Raw genomic sequence first — 18,715 nt, 5'->3', positions numbered from 1 at the left:
CCTAGAAGTGCTGAGGCGTGAGCATCTCAACCTGCCCGACTCCAAACATCGCGCCCATTACCCCAAAGATAATCGATCCAATCACCGAAAGAATAATAAACGCCGGAATCGACGCGATTGCCGCCTTCACCATGAATATCACCATCGACATAAACGGCATCTTGATATCGATAATCGTAACCTCTTTACTCATTTCTCATCTCCTGTTTCGGTTGCAAGTCCGGAGTGACGCAGCAGTGCATCAACCGATGGTTTCCTGCCGCGAAATGCCGCGAAAGCATCCATGATCTCGCGACTGCCGCCAATCGAGAGCAGCTCTCTGCGCAGTCGCGCAGCAGTATCGCTGTTCAGGATACCCTCCTCCTCGAAGGTGGCATATACATCGGCAGAGAGCACCTCCGCCCACTTGTAGGAGTAATAACCCGCCGCATAGCCACCGGCAAAGATATGCGAGAAACCGTTCTGGAATTTATTAAAAGCTGGCGGGATCAATACCGCCACCTCGCCACGCACCCGGTCGAGCAGCGTCTGCACCGACCCTTTCTCCGGCTCATACTCGCTATGCAGTAGTACATCGAAGAGTGCGAACTCGATCTGGCGCAACATCATCATTGCAGACTGGAAATTCTTGGCTGCCAGCATCTTGTTGAACATGGCATCGGGCAACCCCTCCCCTGTTTCAAAGTGGTGGGCGAAGAGATCGACGACCTGCCGCTCCCAGCAGAAGTTTTCCATGAACTGGCTCGGCAGCTCCACCGCATCCCACGGCACACCGCGGATACCCGATACACCGAGTTCGGAGACTGTGGTCAGCATGTGGTGCAGACCGTGGCCGAACTCGTGGAAAAGGGTTGTCACCTCGTCATGCGTCCAGAGTGCCGGGCGGCTACCGACCGGCGCATCGAAGTTGCAGACCAGGTATGCCACAGGCAATTGCAGCGAACCATCCGCCTTCCGCCAGCGCACAATGCACTCATCCATCCAGGCGCCGCCGCGTTTATGGGCACGGGCGTAGGGATCAAGATAGAAAGCTGCGATCTTCTCATTCTGGCCATCGAAGAGTTCAAAGAAGCGGACATCTTTATGCCATTTCGGCACATCTTCCCGTTCACGGATAGAGAGGCCGTAGAGCTTCTCCACCAGTCCGAACATGCCGGCAACCACGCTCTTTTCGGGGAAGTAGGGTTTGAGCTCCTCCTGGCTGATCGCGTATTTCTTCAGCCGCAGCTTCTCAGAAGCGTAGGCGATATCCCACGCATGCAAGCCTTTAAGTCCAAGCTCGCCCGCTGCAAACGCCTTGAGCTCCGCCATATCGTTCTCGGCGGCAGGTCTGCTCTTCTCGGCCAGTTCGCGCAGGAAACCGGTCACCGCATCGACATCGGCCGCCATCTTGCTGGCCAGCGATTTGGCTGCGTAGTGGGAAAAGCCGAGCAGCTCAGCAGCCTCTGCACGAAGCCTGAGTATCTCGTCGATCACCGGCGAGTTATCGAGCTTGCCGGATGATGCGCGCGTAACATATTCCCGGTACATCGTTTCGCGCAGCGCACGGTTTTCGGCATACTGCATGAACGGGATATAGGAGGGTGCATCAAGCGTGATGAGCCAGCCACCCTGTTTACCGGCCTGCTCCGCACGCTGTGCCGCTGCCGCCAGCACCGACTCAGGAAGACCCGCAACATCGGCCTTATCAGTGATGTGCAGTTCAAAAGCGCGAGTCGCATCCATCACATGCTGTTCGAATGTGGTGGAGAGCTCGGAGAGGCGTATCTGGATCGCCTTGAACTGCTCCCTGTCCTCACCCTCAAGTTCTGCACCGGAGAGCTTGAAGTCGCGCAGCGCATGTTCGATCACCTGCCTGCGCTCTTCGGAAAGCAAACTGAAATCGTCACGCTCGCGCACCTTGCGGATTGCGGAGTAGAGCGCCTCGTTCTGCCCGAGTTCCGACGACCACTCGGTCATCTTCGCTACACCCTGCTGGTAGATCGGACGCAACTCTTCCGAGTCGCACACCGCATTGAGGTGCCCCACAGGGCCCCATACACGGGAGAGTCGTTCCTCGATCTCCTCCAGCGGCATCATCAGCGAATCCCAGTCCGGGGCGGCAATCTCCGTCAGCCTTGCGACAGTTTCGCGGGCGCGGGTCAGCTCGGCATCTATCGCCGGCAGCACATGCTCCGGCCTGATCTGGTCAAACAGTGGTAGTTCGGCGGTGATCCCTTTCAGGATCGGGTTGCTGGAAGTCTCATTCATGTCCGGAACGATAAGTCACCCCGCCCCCGACGCAAGCCCTTACGTTCTGCGTGAATCAAGTTAACTCATTGATTATCGAATGACTGTTTCCGGCGCCGGAAACAGCCATTCGAAGCCTCTAATATATACCAATAGAATCATAGAAGTGCGCAGACCTGGCAAACCCCCTACACTTCGGCGCACGGAGTGGTCCGGACGGTCGCGTTGGATGCTTGCATCCACCGAGGAAAGTCCGGGCTGCACAGGGCAGAACGCCGGCTAACGGCCGGTGGGGGCGACCCCGAGGAAAGTGCCACAGAAAACAGACCGCCGTGGCTTGCCACGGTAAGGGTGAAAAGGTGCGGTAAGAGCGCACCGCCCGGTCTGGTAACAGACCGGGGCACGGTAAACCCCGTTCGCAGCAAGGCCAAATAGGGAAGTATTGGCGCGGCCCGCGTTTGCTTCCGGGTAGGCTGCTCGAGCCTGCCGGTAACGGCAGGCCTAGATGAATGACCGTCATCCCGCTTGCGGGAGACAGAACCCGGCTTACAGGGCCACTCCGTATTTTATTCTTCTGTCGAATCCCGCTAGCGTTGGGAAACGATGATGATCAGGGACAAGAGATGAGCTTAAGCTTTACTGATGCGGCCAAGGCAAAGCAACTGCGGGAGTATTTCGCCCGCAACGGTCGCATCTATATTGTGATCGATGCGACCGGTGATGATGTGCAGGTGCCCGAATCGCTGATGGGGGACCCGGCGCTTCGACTGGTCCTCAATGCCCGTATGCCGCAGGCGATCCATATCCGTGACGATGCACTGGACTCCGACTTCTCCTTCTCCGGCACCATCTTCCCGTGCAAGATTCCGATGCATCGCATCTGGGCCGCCTACCTGCCTGAGGGCGATCTCGAGCAGGGTATTATCTGGGACGATGCCGTACCCGAAATGATCAGGGCAATTGTACAGGCGGTGCGCAGCAATCTCGCTGAATCCGAAGCGCAGGATGAAACCGGAGCAGAAGGAGAACAGTCTGCCGAAGGGCTCACAGGAGCCGCCAGCCCGGCAAGTTCGCCCATTACCGTCATCAACGGCGGCGGTGAGCAGAAACAGGGAGCCGAAGAGGCGCAGCCGCAAGCACGCAAGACAGGTCACCTCCGGGTCGTCAAATGATCAAACGTATTATATCCCTCCTGCTGCTTTTGCTTGTTCCGCAGCTTGTGCTGGCGGCAACCGATGCCCGCATGCAGATCGAGGTGGTTGCCAAGGACTCCAATACGGCTGAATTCCTGCGCGCCAATATCGACAAGGCAGCCGAGCTGGCACTGCCGAAGCTGTGGCAACGGATAGTCCTGCAGGAGGCGCTGAACAAGATTCCCGACAGCACCAATGCAATCCGTTTCCTGCAGCGCGCTACGCCATCCCAAAATGGCATGATGGTCACCTTCGATCAACGTCGCGTGCTCTCGTTCCTGAAACAGAACCGTATCCCGCACATCGCCGAACAGCCTGCCTGGAACCTCTCCGTACAACTCTCCAGCGCCTCGGGTCGTGCCATGCCGGAGTCGGCCGCCATGCTTGAACAGTTTGCGGCGGAAGAGGCCGAAACCTGGGGTTATGGCATCAATGCCGCCAAGGCGTCACTTGTGTTGCACTGGCGCTGGCTGGACAGCCGACAGGTGGAACTGAGTGTACGCGGCACTTCTAAGCTGGGTGAATTTTCGGAAACACGCGCGGCCGGTGCGGGCGACCCGTTCCGTCAGCTCAAGCCATGGCTCTCCAGCGTGCTGCTTAGAGCGCGTGATGCCTACGCATCCAATGCCCCCAAGGCCGTGCCTTCAGGAGGTATCGAAGCCGCCAATGGTGTCGCCATGCCGCAGAACAGGAGCGTGTTTCTGGTCGTTGAGCGGCATGCATCCCTGCCAGAGCAGGTGCTGTTTGAGGAGGAGCTTCGGCGTGATCCGCGCGTCCTCGAACTCTCTCTCAGGCAGACGAATCGTGATGGACAGCAATATCGCATGATCCTGAAGGGCGAGGATGAGCTGTGGCTTCCGCAGTGGTTCAAGCGCAGAGGGTTAAGCCTCACATCTTCTGTGGAAGGATGGGTGGCTCGCTAGGCTCGTGAATGGTCCATAACCGAATCCTCAACATCCCGAACATCCTGACGCTTGCCCGCATCGTCATTACCCCGTTTATCATTTTCGCGATCATGGAGGGGGAAGCGGTTTTCGCACTGATCCTGATGGGCATCGCCGGCATCACTGACATGCTTGACGGCGCCATCGCCCGCTACTTCAACCAGCGCAGCATTGTCGGAGCCTTCATGGATCCGCTGGCCGACAAGCTGATGCTGATTAGCACCATCGTGACGCTCTATTTTATCGAGGAGATCCCGCTCTTTCTCTTCCTTGCAGTCGTATTCCGCGACCTTGTCATTGTCGTCGGCGCCATCGCCTATGAAATGGTGACGGGGAAACTCGAGATGGAGCCGACCATGAGCTCCAAGATCACCACCTTCCTGCAGATCACGCTGGTGCTGACAGTGCTGGCTGATATGGCATGGGATTTGCCATCCGAACTGTTCGAGCTGACGGTCATCTGGAGCACCTTCACCTTCACCTGTATCTCAGGCGTCCAGTACATGGTGGTCTGGATGCGTAAGGCGGTCAGCGACGAAGGCGCCGGCTAATGACAACCAAGAAAAACCAGTTACGCCTGCAGCTTCCGCTACCGGTGAGTTACGATTATCACAGCTGGCTGCGCCACAGCGGTGTCGAAGAGGCGTGTAACCGGCTGGCGCTCTGGACTGTGCATGGCGGCCGCGTCTGGCTCGATTCCGTCACGGTGGCCGGCAAGAGCCACCTGCTGCGCACGATGGCGGCGGATCACCCGAGCATCGCACTTCTCGAGATCTGCGGTGATGAATACAGCGGCGCAAGCTGGCACCTGGTACAGCAGTGGATGAAAGGACTGGAGGCCAGAAGTCACTGGATGATCGATATCCAGGCAGGACCTCTGCCGCAGGCCGTGGCCCATGCGCTCTTCCACGTGCTCGAGCGGGCGCGCGATCTGCAGCGGCCGCTGATCGTGGCATGGCGCGGCAATGTCGACCCCCTGCCTCCGGAGCTCTCCTCACGCCTGCTGGCCATGGAAAAGATCACCCTGTCGCCACCGCGGGACGATGCGCTGCTTCTCCAGATCCTTGGCAACAGCGCAGGAAAACTGCAGTGGGATATCCGCGAGCAGGTACTGCAATCGATGCTCACCTACCTGCCACGGGATCTCGATATTCTTGTTTCATCGCTCAGGGAGCTGGAGCGCCTCTCCTTTGAACAGAAACACAAGCCGGGTCCAGCATGGGTAAAACAGCAGCTAATCCGAATTGCCGAAGAGCTGCATCCCCGGCTGCTCTAGCCCTTTAGCCAGCCATCCAGCGCTTCAAGCGCGCGCTCGGAGACCGAACGACGGCGCTCGGCCCTTGAAAAGCGGCGTTTTCCTTCGCGCTTCTTGCCCGGTGGAAGCAGCCCGAAATTGACATTCATCGGCTGGAAATCCGAAGTTCTGGTTTTCGAGATATGTGCCAGCAGTGAGCCGTGAGCCGTGATTTCGGGTGGAGCATCGGGCTCCTCGCCCCTGGCCATCGCGGCAAGAAACCGTCCTGCCATCAAACCCATGGCGGCAGACTCGACATAACCCTCCACGCCGGTGATCTGACCGGCAAAGAGAATACGCGGATCACTCTTTAACCGCAGGGTCCCATCGAGAAGGTCCGGTGACTTGATAAAGGTGTTGCGATGCAGCGACCCCAGCCGGAAAAACTCGGCCTGCTCCAGTCCGGGGATCATTGTGAATACACGCTTCTGCTCGCCGTAGGTCATCTTGGTCTGGAATCCGACCATGTTCAGAAGCGAGCCCATACGGTTATCGCGCCTGAGCTGCACCACCGCATACGCCTTTTCACCGCTCACCGGATGATCGAGACCGACAGGCTTCATCGGCCCGAAGCGCGGTGTATCCTCGCCGCGCTCGGCCATCTCCTCGATCGGCATGCAGCCCTCGAAAAAGGGGATATCCTCGAAATCCTTGAAAGCGACCTTCTCGGCGTCGATAAGCTCCTTGATAAAGGCCTTGTACTGCGTCTCATCCATCGGGCAGTTGAGGTAGTCGCCCTCCTCGCCTTCGGCGACATTTTTATCGTAACGGTTTTTCCAGTAGCAGATATCCATGTTGATCGACTCGGCATCGATTACCGGCGCAATGGCATCGAAAAAGCAGAGGCGATCTTCGCCGGTCAGCTTCTGGATCTCCTCATAAAGCGCATCGGAGGTGAGCGGCCCGGAAGCGATCAACAGCAGCCCCTCCGCCGGTATTTCGGTCACTTCGCCGTTGACGAACTCGATCAGCGGTTCGGCATTCAGCCTCTCCGTCACCATATCGGCAAACTGTTCGCGATCAACGGCAAGTGCGGTACCGGCCGGAATACGTGCAGCATCTCCGCAACCCATGATCAGCGAATCCATGCGGCGCATCTCTTCATGCAGCAGCCCTACGGCATTCTCGAGATGATCAGCGCGGAAGGTGTTGGAACATACAAGCTCGGCACATTTGGACGTGTTGTGGGCCGGCGTCATTTTCGCCGGCCGCATCTCGTGCAGCCGCACCGGCACACCGCGTCTGGCCAGCTGCCATGCGGCCTCGGATCCGGCCAGACCTGCACCGATAATTGTTACGGTTTGAATGGGTGAAGAGGAGTCGTTCATGGGCAGCAGGCTAATCGGAAACTTGCATCAGGCCAGCGAAAGAAACGCCTCCACCCGTTGCGGTTCAGGCATGTGCAGAGAGGGGATGGGAAGCAACGCTTCCTCACACGGATTGACGGCGCATAACAGCGTATGCGCGAATCCGAGGTGCAACTTACTCGATCAGGGAGTAGAGCAGATTGATCTCCTCAGGCCAGATCGTCTCATCAATCGTCTCCAGCACCATGGGGATATCGTTGAAGGCGTCGTGGTTCATGATAAAGCGGAAGGCATCAAGCCCCATTTCACCCTGTGTCAGTGAGTGGTGGCGATCCACCCTCGAGGCGAAGGCGGCCTTGGATCCGTTAAGATGCATGCCGCGCAGATATTCGTAACCGACAATATTATTGAACTCACCGAAAGTGTTCTCACAGTCGTCCATGGTACGCAGATCGTAACCGGCTGTGAATGTGTGGCAGGTATCGAGACAGACACCTACGCGACTCTTGTCATCAACCTGATCGATAATGGCTGCCAGATGCTCAAAGCGGAACCCCATGTTGCTGCCCTGACCGCTGGTATTTTCGATCACGGCGGTGACCCCTTGGGTCTGCTCAAGCGCCAGGTTGATCGATTCGGCAATTCGGGAGAGGCAGGCATCTTCGGAGATCTTCTTCAGGTGCGAGCCGGGATGGAAGTTGAGCAGCGGCAGCCCCAACTGCTCGCAACGCCGCATCTCATCAACAAACGCATCGCGCGACTTCTGCAGCCCCTCCTCTTCGGGGTGACCGAGATTGATCAGATAGCTGTCGTGAGGAAGCACATGTTTCGGTTCGATTCCGGCCTGCTCAAGATTCTCTTTAAATGCTGCGATACTCTCATTCGTCAGCGGCTTCGCCACCCACTGCCGCTGATTCTTGGTAAACAGGGCAAAGGCCTTCGCCCCGATCTCAACGGCCCGGCCCGGCGTGTTCTCGACACCGCCCGCAGCACTCACATGTGCACCTACATATTTCAAAACAGAACTCCGAATCTGGGATCGGGGCAGACTATAGAATCGGCGTGATGATCACACCCCCGCAACATCAAGATCAGCCTCTTCAGGGCAAGGGACACACGACTGCTCAAACTCTTCAGCCGGCAGGGGGCGGGCGAAATAGTAGCCCTGGAACTTCCGGCAGCCATACTGCTTTAGAAGCTCGAACTGCTCTTCGCTCTCCACCCCTTCGGCAATCACCTCCAGTCCAAGGGTCTCTCCGACCTTGATGATCGCCTGCACGATCGATTCATCGCTGGTATCAACTCCAAGGTCGCGAACAAAACTCTGGTCGATCTTAAGCACATCGAGAGGCAGCTTCTTCAGGTAGGAGAGGGAGGAGTAGCCTGTTCCGAAGTCATCCATGGCGAGACTGAGATCCGCCAGGCGCAACAGGTGGAGCTTCTCGATCAACTCCTCCGGATTGGCATGACCGATACTCTCGGTGATCTCCAGTTCGAGATTGGATGGGTTCACCCCGGACTCCTCGATGGTCTGATGCACCTGTCGGACAAAGCCCTCCTCCATAAACTCCTTCATACTGATATTCACTGAGAGCGTGTAATCCTTCATCCGCTCATTCTGCTGCCACTGATTGAGTTTCTGGCACGCCTCCTTCATGAGCCACTGCCCGACAGGAACAATCAGCCCGCTCTCCTCACAGACCGGAATGAACTCGAATGGGGGAATCATGCCACGTACAGGATGCTTCCATCGGATCAGCGCCTCGGCACCGATGGTGCGCCCCTTGTCATCCACCTGCTTCTGGTAGTGGAGGACAAACTGCTCCTGCTCCAAGGCATCACGGAGATCCGACTCCAGCTGGCTGCGCTTCTCCAGCGATGCCTGCATTGCAGGGTCGAAGAAACGTAAACCGTTACGCCCCAGCTTCTTGGCCTCATACATGGCGATATCTGAATTACGGAATATCTCCTCCACGCTCACATCCATACCCTGGAAAAGGGTGGCGCCGACACTGCCTGTGCAGCTGAAGTTCCTTCCTTGCAACCGGTAGGGCGCAGCAAGTGTGGCTACAAGCTTCTCACCGACATGCCTGGCACCCTCCACAGCCTGCTCTTTATCGCTTCCGAGCTCATGCAGGATGATCACAAACTCATCCCCGCCGAGCCTTGCAACGGTATCAACCTCGCGAAGAACCGCCTGCAGCCTGTGTGCCACCTCTTTAAGCAGCGCATCCCCCTGATCATGCCCAAGTGTATCATTGATGATTTTGAAATTATCCAGATCAATAAACAGCAATCCGCCATAGTGCCTGCTGCGTGCGCTCTCCTTCAGGTTGTGCTGCAGCTGTTCGACAAGCCGGCGCCTGTTCGGAAGCCCGGTAAGCGGATCGTAGTAGGCCAACCGCAGCACCTCCTCCTGAGCCTCCTTGACCGCAGTAATATCCGAGAACATGGATACATAGTTGACGAGCCGTCCTCGCTCATCCGTCACGCTGCTGATCGTAGCCCACTTCGGAAAGATCTCCCCGTTTTTGCGGCGGTCCCATATCTCGCCCTGCCAGACGCCATACTCGTTAAGGTGCCGCCACATCTCCTGGTAGAACTCATCAGTGTGTCGTCCCGACTGCAGGATGCGGGGATTCTTACCGATCACCTCCTCCCTGCTGTAGCCTGTGACCTGCAGGAAAGCATCATTCACCCTGAGAATATTGGCCGCCGGATCGGTGATAAACATCGCTTCATGTGCGTTAAAAACGGTTGCGGCTATCTGCAACTCCCGCTCGGCGAGCTTGCGCTGGGTCACATCGGAGACCGTGGCAATGACATGGTGATCATCGTTCATGTGAAGCGGGCAAAGCTCAACCTCGACAAAAAACTCTTCGCCATCCTTGCGCCGGGCAACGTGGTTATCTCCCTCACCCATACGCCTGCGCTGTTTCGGTTCTCCCTGCTGATACTCAACACGTCCGTCGCGATGGATGTCGACAAGTTCCGCGGGCATAAGGGCCTCTACCGGCAGCCCCAGCATCTCCTGAATGGAGTATCCGAACAGGTCAGCTGCAACGTTGTTGACTCGAATCATTCGACCATCCGCATCAATCACGATGATCCCCTGGGGAACTGTTTCAATCACGTGGTTGGCGTAGGCCTCACTCTGCCTCAAGTGATCATGAAGTGAGCCGAGCTTCCGCTCCTGCTGTTTGATGCCGTTCAACATCTGGTCAAATGCGTGAACAAGGGTGCCAATCTCCCCTGATGCCTTCTCTGGCAGCTCGACTTCCCGGGAGCCATCGGCAATGGCCATAGCACCATCGGTCAATTTCTCAAGCGGGGCAAACATCCGCCGCAACATGACTGTCATAATCAAACCAAGCAGCAGCAGAATCCCCAGAAACCCGAGCGAAAGCATGTTACGCAGCGTTGCCATCTGCTCATCTATCAGGGCGTCAGGGAGGCTATAGATCAGGGCCAGGTATCTTTCCGGCTGGCTCAGGTCGTAGTGGATCTTGCCGGCGGCCAGATGCACCTTCTCTCCTGCTATCGTGAGTGACTGCGTCTCGATCCCTTTGGGGTATTCCCCCAACCTCGAAAACTCTCGCAATTGCTGCTCGGGATTATGCAGCAGAAGACCGGGCATCTCCTGTTGCCAGCGGTAGCGCTGCCCCAGATCAAATCCGAATGCCTTCCCGGGATCAGGGTGGAAAAGAAAGTCCCCGTCCTGATTGGCCAAGTAACCCTGAACACCGGGGCGAACCGGCTTCATAATTTCGGCAAGGCCAGGGCCGATATCCAGATTCGCCACGACCATGCCGAACAGCTTCCCGTCCCCCGCAAAGACAGGCGCCGAAGCCCTGACTGTCTGAACATGGGGCTGTTGAACCTGGCCATGCTCGCGATTCAGGGTGATGTTGGAGATATATACGGATCCCTCGCTCAGCTTCAGCGATTCCCTGAAGTAGTCGCGATCGCCCTTTGCCTGCAGTTGCGCATCCGCTGCAACCACCAGCCCTTCCTGCTGCCGTTCAACGCGAACCAGCTCCCTGCCATGATCGGCCACACCGATATAACGGAGCTGGTAGTAACCGGGATTGGCCGTCAGGAAAGCCTTGAATATCTCCTGAAGTCGCTGCTTCCAGGCCGCTATCGTGTCGCCACCGTCCCGATCTGCAATAGCACCTCCTGTGGCACGGACAAGGGCCTGCACAGGCGGGGTCTGGGCCAGAAAGCGGGTCTGCTTGCGCAGCTCGTTGACATAAACCTGCAGATGGGCGCTACGGCTGCTTACCGCATCCTCCATCGCAGCCGCATAGGAAGCACGCAATGATTGGCGCTGATCGTTCTGGATCTTGAAGAAGAGAAGTGTCGCGCCGACCAGAAGAATGCCCAGAACGACAAACATCACCCTGCCCCGCAGGTTCACTCTATCGGCACTAGCCATATTTACTCATTCGAGTTTTCATCTCCTGAGGTCGCCTCTGGTCGGTTCGACATAAAAAGTTATATGCAAGCAAACAACATGCCATACCTTAGTTTTATCTGCTAGATAAGCCCCTTGTGGAAATAGCGGTTTAGCATGGTTTCGTTGCCAATCAGGCCACCACTATGAATATAGAGAGTGGGGCCCTCGAGCAAGGCGGGATGCTGCATCAATGTATGCCACATCTTTGCCCCGTAGATCAGGTCGAACGCGATACCCGCCGCTTTAAGCTCCCGCCAGATCGACAGCAGTTCCGGATAGGGTTTTGCAAAGTGCTGTTTTTTACTGCTCTCGATGATGCACAGGTTGTCAGGGATGTCGCCGAGGGCTCGCATCTGCAGATGCAAATAGTCGCTGTCTCCCACGACCGGCGTGGTCAGGATATTCAGATCAGGCAAAGCACATGCCAGGTAATAGGCAGTGGTTCCAGTGCCTGAAGGGGTCACAACATTGAGACTCGCCATCCCCATCTGCCTCTGCCAGCTGGTGATCTCCTCCGCCAGTATGTTGATGCCACGCGCTGCCAGCGGATCAGCTCCGCCCTGCGGCACCAACAGCTCCGATTCCTCCTGTGAATCTTGCAGATCAGATATCGCCTGGTGATAGCGCTCCGGGCTGACCTCATGCAGCTGCATGCCAAGCTCAATTGCCAGCTTGAAGTTGCCGGTTGGATGCTCTTTCAACCGCCCGGGAAGAGCCTTGGCAGTGTAGTGGAACTGCCAACCCTTCTGCCTGCATAGTGCGGCAATGGATAACATGGCATTGGACTGTGTCCCACCGTATGAAGTGAGACGCCGATATCGTTCAGCAGGCATCTGCATCAGGCTGTAGAGCTTACGGTATTTGTTGCCGGAGAGCAGCGGATCGATCAACTCATCGCGTTTGACGAAAAACTCGCGACCGCGAAACATGAAGCGCTCCACCGGAGCAGGCAGTGCGGCCGTCCCGTCCATCAGCTGCGGGTCAGCCGTGCGATAATATCCCGATGCTGCGGGTAGAGTTGCAGCAGGGTATGACGTTCAGCCATCTCGAAATCGTCAAAGTCGAAACCCGGCACCACCGTACAACCGACCAGCGCAAAACCTCCAGATGATACAGTCGCTCCGAACCAGTCGCCTGCCGCCACTACATGATGAAATGCTTCTCCCTGATCCGGATTGCGCCCGAGCTTTTTTCTGCTGTAGCCCCCCGATTTGTCGATCACATGTATGGTCAATCCATCACCATCGTAAAAGTGCCACAGCTCATCCTGGCGGATGCGGTGAAAGGCAGAAAAATCAGAACCTTCGAGCAGAAAATAGATACTGGTAGCAAAGGCGCGTGCGCCACCGAAGCGCGGCGGCAATCCGGCTGGCGGAACCGATTCAGCTGAGCGGTAAATTTCCCGGTACCACCCCCCTTCCGGATGCGGTTTAAGCGCCAGCTGATGAATGATTTTCTGAACCCTGCTCATGGGCCAACCCTATCCAGAGAGATCGAGATGGAAACTGCGGCGAAGTCTCCGGCTTGCAGATTGAAAAAATCGACTCCATACTCGCTTCATGCGACTGGTGCTCTTACTCTCTCTTATACTGCTTACGCCTGTTACTGTGCAGGCAGAGAACGGCCAGCCTGCCGGCACGCGCATCACCATCTCCGCCACAGCAGAGGCAGAGCTGCCCAATGATGAGGTGGTGATTCTCTACCGGGTGGAGAGAGAGGGCAAAGATGTGAATGATATTCGCCGGCAGGTCAACCGGATCACCACGGCGATCCAGAAGCGACTACAGCTCGAGAAAGGTGTGAAGGTCGAAACCACCAGCCGCAGAATGCAGCCGGTATGGCAATATCCGAAGAATAAACCGCGCATCCGCTCTTCATGGCATTTAACCCAGTCAGAACAGGTTACCAGCAGCAATCTGGATGCTCTACCCGAATGGCTCGATGCGATCGAAACCGAAGGGGCACAGCTCTCCAACCTGCAGTTCAGGATCAGCCGCAGTGCCACACGCAAGGCCCAGGATGCGTTGCGGATGCAGGCAATCGAGACATTCAGAAACAAAGCCGCCACTGTCACCAGAAGCCTTGCCGCCAAAAGCTTCCGCATTATTCGTCTGAACAGCAGCAGTCAGGCACCGCAGCCGGTGGTCTATCGGAGCGAGATGGCAATGATGGCCAAGGCTGCTGATGCAGCGCCTCCCTCGTTGTCTTCCGGTGAAGGGATGATCCAGATCACGGTGAATGGTGAAATTGAAGTGCCGTTCACTGATTTTCCAGCGAAATAGCGAGCCCCGCAGCTTGCTCACCTGCCAGATGCCGTATTGTGTGCTATGATCCATGCTGAAGTAGGGAGAGGCGTCAGCTTGAAACATAAAATCCTCATCGTTGATGATCAGGCCTCCCTGAGGGATGCCTACGGTGAAATCCTCGAACATGCAGGGTTCAACGTCTGCAAGGCCAAAGATTACGATGCTGCCATTGCCATGCTCAATGACGGCTCCATCGACCTTGCCCTTCTCGATATCCTGCTGGAGGGGAAATCAGGCCTTGATCTCCTATCCTACATCCGGGGGCATCACCCGATCTGCCCTGTCATTATGATGTCCGGTTATGCGGATAAGAAAAACACCATCGAGGCATTGCGGCAGGGCGCTGCAGACTATCTTGAAAAGCCTATCGCACCGCTTGAACTGGTCCACAGCATCAGGCACAGGCTCAATTACCGCGCCCTGGAAAATGAGAATCAGCAGCTGCAAGAGTATCAGGCGATGCATCATCGGCTGAAGAAGAGTGAAACAGAGGCCCGTATGGCCAATGAGCGCCTCAACTTTCTTCTCACCTCGACTGCAGCGGTCATCTACTCGGCAAAAACCAACCATCCCTATGGCACTACATTTATCAGCGACAACATTAAACGCATGTGCGGACATGATGCCGAAGAGTGTCTTAACACCCCCTCATTCCGAATTCACGCCACCCATCCGGATGACCTTGAGTCTGTGGAGAGTGAACTGGAAAAGGCGCTTGAGCGGGGCAACAACCGTTTCGAATACAGGTTGCGCCACAAGGATGGCCACTACTTCTGGGTTGCGGATGAAATTCGTCTGGTGAAAAACCCGTACGGGGAACTTGAGTTTCTGGGGTTCATGTCCGATATCACAGAGCACAAACTGCATGAAGACAGGATCAGGGAGATGGCCTACTCGGATCTTCTCACCGGCCTGCCGAACCGAAGTCTCTATTATGACCGACTGAAGCAGTCCATTGCACAGGCGCATCGTAACAGAACAGAGATGGCAGTACTGTTCCTCGATCTGGACTATTTCAAGCCCATCAACGACGAGCTGGGCCATGAGTGGGGGGATAAAGCGCTCATCGAGGTGAGCAGAAGGTTGCTGGAGTGTGTGCGTGAAACGGACACGGTAGCGCGTATTGGCGGCGACGAATTCAGCATTATTCTTGTCGATATTGCCTCGGAAGAGGCAGCCGCTGTTGTTGCCGACAAGATTATCAGCCGCATTCAGGAGCCGATGATACTCAAAGAGAACAGCTATGTTCTCGGAGTCAGCATCGGTATATGCATGAAATCTCATCAGGATGTGGATGCCGAGGCCTACATGAGGCTGGCTGATGATGCCATGTATCAGGCCAAGCAGATGGGGCGCAACCGCTACTGCATCCATCGTCCCGGCGACGAAGGCATGAACGATGCAACAACCCAGGAGCTCATGGTAGAGAAAGCGCTGCGTCATGCCATTAGCAATGACGAACTGGTGATTCACTATCAGCCCAAGGTGGGGCTTGCAGATGGCATGATCACCGGCATGCATGCACTGTTGCGCTGGGATCGCGGCAAAGAGGGCATGTTCTATCCCGACCAGTTTCTCCCTGTAGCCAACAGAACAGGCCTGATTGTGGCGATTGGCGAGTGGGTGCTGCGCAACGCCTGTGAGCAGAACCGGACCTGGCAGGATGAGGGGCTTCCGATTGTTCCTGTTTCAGTCAATGTGACGGTCGAACAGATCAGGCATCCTGACTTCAGCGAAGTTGTGGCCCGGATTCTCGAAGAGAGTCGCCTTGAAGCCAGCATGCTTGAGCTGGAGATCAGCGAAAGCACCCTGATGCAGTACGGGGCTTTAGCCATCCCCACCCTGAACCAGCTCAATGAACTGGGTGTCAGAATCACGATCGACAATTTCGGGGCAGGCTACTTCTCGCTGCAGGCCCTGCAGGCCATGCCGGTGCACGAACTGAAGGTGAACCGCTCGCTTATTAAGCAGATTGGAAGCGGCAATGACAGCAGTCAGATTACCAATGCAATTATTTCCATGGGCCATATCCTGAATCATCAGGTGGTTGCCGAAGGGGTGGAAACGGCCGATCAACTGCAATTTTTACGTGAGCATAAGTCCGATGGCATGCTGGGCTACCTCTCCAGTCCGCCTGTGCCTCCGGACGAGTTCGTGCGCCAACTGAAAAACAGAAGGTCGATGCTCGATCATTGAGGTCGTAAAAGCCTGTTACGCATAAAAAAGGCGGAGTTTCCCCCGCCTTTTCTGATCCGCTGAGATAGTCAGTCAGCTGCGGCTGGTGACTTCCAGAAGATGATATCCGAACTGGGTTTTCACAGGCCCCTGCACGGTGCCGACTTCGGCAGAAAACACCACCTTGTCAAACTCCGGCACCATCATTCCCGGGCCGAACTCTCCCAGATCGCCACCGTTACGGCCTGAGGGACAGCGTGAGTTCTGGCGCGCTATCTCCGCAAAGTCTGCTCCGGCTTCAATAGCCGCCTTCAGTTCTATACATCTATCTTCGCTATCCACCAGAATGTGGCGGGCTGTTGCTACTGTCATGAATCACCTCGAAAATTTTCTGCACCCTATCAGTTCATTTTCTTCGTTCAAATTGAAGCAGTTTTTTCTTCCAGTCGATGCCGCAGGCAAAACCGCCAAGGCCATCGGCTGCAATGACGCGGTGGCAGGGAATAAGGATCGGCAGCGGGTTGGCCCCGAGCGCCTGACCCATCGCCCGCGGGGATGTTTTCAGTTCATGGGCCAGTTCACCATAAGTTCGCACTTCGCCTGATGGAATATTCAACAACGCCTGCCGCATGATCTGCTGAAATGGGGTCGCCGGTTCTGCCAGTGGTGGCAGCGAAGTGATCTCGCGATCGAAATATGCAGCCAGCCAGCGCGATACGGGATCTTCACCGCATTCGGCCGAGGAGGAGCTCTCCAGCATAACCCGATGGCATCTATTGCCATCCCACTCATAAGAGATGGGGCCGAGCGGTGAATTGAACAGATAGGTCATCGCGCCACTCTATGGAAGCTGGTGCGCGCTGGCACCCAGAATCCTGTTCAGTGCGTGCCGACTGCGAGAATGCCGACTAGGCTGCCGCAATGGATTGGTCTCTCTTCTTCTCCGCACTGATCTCCTCCACCCTCTTTCCGGGCGGCTCTGAGGTATTGCTGCTCTATCGCCTGAACGAGGGTGGAAACGCAGTGGCGCTCGTATTGATCGCCACTGCAGGCAACGTGCTCGGCAGCCTGATCACCTATGGCATGGGGCGTCTGGGCAATGAAGCCGTGCATAAAAAATGGCTGCGCATCTCCGAGTCACAGACCGAACGGGCCGAACTCTGGTTCGGGAAATATGGCCGGCCATCGCTTCTTTTCGCATGGCTGCCCGTTATTGGGGACCCACTCTGCCTTGTGGCAGGCCTGCTGCGCTGCAGCCTGATTACGTTTGTAGTACTGGTATCGATTGGAAAGCTGGCCCGCTACGCCGTGCTGGCAGCACCGTTTGTTTGAAGCGTTCGGATCTGAAGAAACAGTGGCAGCGAACTTTACCCAGTGGTGAACAGCCCTCGAAGAGCAACCGCGAGCATCGTATCTGCTAACCCTAAACTCGTTTTACCCACATCACGCCACATTAAGATGTTTGGGAATGGTGAAGCTAAACCTGCTGCCCTTACCAAAGGTGCTCTCTAAGGCATGCCCTCCCTTCAATAGATTATGAATAATGAGCTTGGTCAAATACAGGCCGAGGCCTGTGCCACCCGCCACAGTAGATAGAGGGGTATCCAGCCGCTCAAATGCTAGAAACACACGCTCTTGATCCTCTTTCTTGATGCCAATACCCTCATCCATCACATCTACCTGTATGTTTTCACCATCTTCGCTGGCGCAGACCGTGATGACCCCCCCTGTGCTGTATTTCACAGCATTACTAAGATAGTTGAGCAGGCACTTGATCAACCACTCCCTGTCCGAGTGAATGGAGATGTCGCCATTTTGTTTAACATATATCCTGATTCCTTTCCTCTCGGCTGCCGGTTTAACCTTTGCAACCGCCTCATTGATAATCTCAATCATCGAAAATGACTCTGCTTTGGCCTTTACACTTCCTGACTCAAGCAAAGACACCTCGAACACCTCGGTTATTAGTTCCAGCAGCTGTTGCCCCGCAGCCTCAATGCGAGTCACGCGGTCCAGCTGGATATCGGTGAGCTTCCCCTCCATGCCATGCCTCAACATGGAGGCGAAACCGATAATGGCATTCAAAGGGGTGTGGAGCTCGCTCGACATCGTGGAGAGAAACGCGGATTTAAGCTTATCCACCTCTTTGAGTTGGTTGTAGGCGATGGTCAATTCGCGAGTTCGCTCACGCACCCTCTTCTCAAGCATCTGATGTGCATGCAGCAGCCCTTCCTCAGCGCGCTTACGCCCGATGATATTGGTGTAAAGAGAGAGGCGACTGATGAGCAGGTTGTCATCAATAGGTTTGGTCAGATAATCAATGGCCCCCACCTCGTAGCCATGTTTAATGAACTCTTCGGCTTTAAACACAGCGGTGATGAAAACAATGGGTATCTCCCTGGTTCGGCTTGTCATCTTCAGGTGCTTGGCAGTCTCAAAGCCATCCATTCCCGGCATCTGCACATCCATGAGTATCAGATCGACCGGTTGTTCGATAACAATTTTCAGGGCTTTTTCACCCGAGTCAGCCTCTATGACATGAATGTTTTTCACCCGTTTAAGCAATGAGTGCAGCGTAAATAGGTTATTGGGGTTGTCATCGACAATGAGAACATTATAGGGGCTGCCATCAACACCATTGAACTCTTTTAACCCTGCCATCTATAAAGCCTCCTTTACCCATTTCCAGCCCTGAATATCGATTGCCGTCTCACATATTTATCGCCTCTGGGAAAACGTCCCGATACAGAGAGCGCCAGAACACGCGGCATCTCCTCGCCACACGCAAAGCTATCACTCAACAATAGC

At 55.8% G+C, this 18,715-nt stretch carries 17 protein-coding genes and 1 other RNA gene; 8 read left to right on the top strand and 10 right to left on the bottom strand.

What is annotated here, in order from left to right; translation table 11 throughout:
• Position 1: 1 nt before the first annotated feature.
• Entirely contained in the window at positions 2-193 is a 192-nt protein-coding gene (locus Ga0123462_RS01125; RefSeq protein WP_100264617.1) for a hypothetical protein, read from the bottom strand.
• Positions 190-2,250, bottom strand: coding sequence for a M3 family metallopeptidase (locus Ga0123462_RS01120; RefSeq protein ID WP_100264616.1), 2,061 nt, complete (start codon positions 2,248-2,250; stop codon positions 190-192). Before Ga0123462_RS01120 ends, Ga0123462_RS01125 begins: the two co-directional genes overlap by 4 nt.
• A 183-nt stretch (positions 2,251-2,433) precedes the next feature.
• Here Ga0123462_RS01120 and rnpB point away from each other — a divergent pair.
• The 5 genes from rnpB to Ga0123462_RS01095 all read left to right on the top strand — a co-directional run bounded on the left by rnpB (position 2,434) and on the right by Ga0123462_RS01095 (position 5,642).
• An RNA gene (gene rnpB / locus Ga0123462_RS01115) (RNase P RNA component class A) lies at positions 2,434-2,794 on the top strand.
• 58 nt (positions 2,795-2,852) lie between these two features.
• Positions 2,853-3,401 (top strand): ClpXP protease specificity-enhancing factor SspB, encoded by a 549-nt coding sequence (locus Ga0123462_RS01110; protein ID WP_100264615.1) that lies wholly within the window; start codon positions 2,853-2,855, stop codon positions 3,399-3,401.
• Positions 3,398-4,345 carry a hypothetical protein gene (locus Ga0123462_RS01105; RefSeq protein WP_100264614.1) on the top strand — a complete coding sequence of 316 codons (948 nt, stop codon included), beginning with the start codon at positions 3,398-3,400 and terminating at the stop codon, positions 4,343-4,345. The genes Ga0123462_RS01110 and Ga0123462_RS01105 overlap by 4 nt, the downstream gene beginning before the upstream one ends.
• A gap of 8 nt (positions 4,346-4,353) precedes the next feature.
• A complete protein-coding gene (locus Ga0123462_RS01100; protein WP_100264613.1) occupies positions 4,354-4,917 on the top strand; it encodes a CDP-alcohol phosphatidyltransferase family protein in 564 nt (187 codons plus the stop codon).
• Positions 4,917-5,642, top strand: a complete 726-nt coding sequence (locus Ga0123462_RS01095) for a hypothetical protein (protein ID WP_100264612.1) — start codon at positions 4,917-4,919, stop codon at positions 5,640-5,642. Before Ga0123462_RS01100 ends, Ga0123462_RS01095 begins: the two co-directional genes overlap by 1 nt.
• Here the strand turns inward: Ga0123462_RS01095 and trmFO are convergent.
• The 5 genes from trmFO to Ga0123462_RS01070 all read right to left on the bottom strand — a co-directional run bounded on the left by trmFO (position 5,639) and on the right by Ga0123462_RS01070 (position 12,897).
• The gene (gene trmFO, locus Ga0123462_RS01090; protein ID WP_100264611.1) at positions 5,639-6,988 is read right to left on the bottom strand and encodes a methylenetetrahydrofolate--tRNA-(uracil(54)-C(5))-methyltransferase (FADH(2)-oxidizing) TrmFO; all 1,350 of its coding nucleotides are present in this window, start codon (positions 6,986-6,988) and stop codon (positions 5,639-5,641) included. The two genes, Ga0123462_RS01095 and trmFO, sit on opposite strands and share 4 nt — an antisense overlap.
• Before the next feature lie 154 nt (positions 6,989-7,142).
• On the bottom strand, positions 7,143-7,985 hold the full coding sequence (gene nfo, locus Ga0123462_RS01085) for a deoxyribonuclease IV (RefSeq protein ID WP_100264610.1): 843 nt from the start codon (positions 7,983-7,985) through the stop codon (positions 7,143-7,145).
• A 51-nt stretch (positions 7,986-8,036) separates the two neighbouring features.
• Complete coding sequence (locus Ga0123462_RS01080; protein WP_100264609.1) at positions 8,037-11,405, bottom strand: bifunctional diguanylate cyclase/phosphodiesterase; 3,369 nt, start codon at positions 11,403-11,405, stop codon at positions 8,037-8,039.
• A 101-nt stretch (positions 11,406-11,506) separates the two neighbouring features.
• Positions 11,507-12,355, bottom strand: a complete 849-nt coding sequence (locus Ga0123462_RS01075) for a pyridoxal-phosphate dependent enzyme (protein ID WP_232726487.1) — start codon at positions 12,353-12,355, stop codon at positions 11,507-11,509.
• A 41-nt stretch (positions 12,356-12,396) separates the two neighbouring features.
• Complete coding sequence (locus tag Ga0123462_RS01070) at positions 12,397-12,897, bottom strand: cupin domain-containing protein (protein ID WP_100264607.1); 501 nt, start codon at positions 12,895-12,897, stop codon at positions 12,397-12,399.
• A gap of 88 nt (positions 12,898-12,985) precedes the next feature.
• Here Ga0123462_RS01070 and Ga0123462_RS01065 point away from each other — a divergent pair, with 88 nt between their 5' ends.
• A complete protein-coding gene (locus Ga0123462_RS01065; RefSeq protein ID WP_100264606.1) occupies positions 12,986-13,708 on the top strand; it encodes an SIMPL domain-containing protein in 723 nt (240 codons plus the stop codon).
• A gap of 78 nt (positions 13,709-13,786) precedes the next feature.
• On the top strand, positions 13,787-15,928 hold the full coding sequence (locus tag Ga0123462_RS01060; protein WP_232726486.1) for an EAL domain-containing protein: 2,142 nt from the start codon (positions 13,787-13,789) through the stop codon (positions 15,926-15,928).
• 72 nt (positions 15,929-16,000) lie between these two features.
• Here Ga0123462_RS01060 and Ga0123462_RS01055 read toward each other — a convergent pair whose 3' ends face one another.
• Positions 16,001-16,279 (bottom strand): peptidylprolyl isomerase, encoded by a 279-nt coding sequence (locus Ga0123462_RS01055; RefSeq protein ID WP_100264604.1) that lies wholly within the window; start codon positions 16,277-16,279, stop codon positions 16,001-16,003.
• Between the two features lie 34 nt (positions 16,280-16,313).
• Positions 16,314-16,739 (bottom strand): methylated-DNA--[protein]-cysteine S-methyltransferase, encoded by a 426-nt coding sequence (locus Ga0123462_RS11570; RefSeq protein ID WP_100264603.1) that lies wholly within the window; start codon positions 16,737-16,739, stop codon positions 16,314-16,316.
• An 89-nt stretch (positions 16,740-16,828) separates the two neighbouring features.
• Between Ga0123462_RS11570 and Ga0123462_RS01045 the strand changes: the two genes are divergently transcribed.
• The gene (locus Ga0123462_RS01045; protein ID WP_100264602.1) at positions 16,829-17,239 is read left to right on the top strand and encodes a YqaA family protein; all 411 of its coding nucleotides are present in this window, start codon (positions 16,829-16,831) and stop codon (positions 17,237-17,239) included.
• 111 nt (positions 17,240-17,350) lie between these two features.
• On the opposite strand, the gene Ga0123462_RS01040 is transcribed toward Ga0123462_RS01045, so the two are convergent.
• The gene (locus Ga0123462_RS01040) at positions 17,351-18,568 is read right to left on the bottom strand and encodes a hybrid sensor histidine kinase/response regulator (protein WP_100264601.1); all 1,218 of its coding nucleotides are present in this window, start codon (positions 18,566-18,568) and stop codon (positions 17,351-17,353) included.
• Positions 18,569-18,715: the final 147 nt, after the last annotated feature.

Source organism: Mariprofundus ferrinatatus (genome assembly GCF_002795825.1).
In the GTDB taxonomy this organism is placed as follows: domain Bacteria; phylum Pseudomonadota; class Zetaproteobacteria; order Mariprofundales; family Mariprofundaceae; genus Mariprofundus; species Mariprofundus ferrinatatus.
The sequence above is the reverse complement of the archived record's forward strand: the minus strand, read 5'-3'. Positions and strand labels throughout refer to the sequence as shown.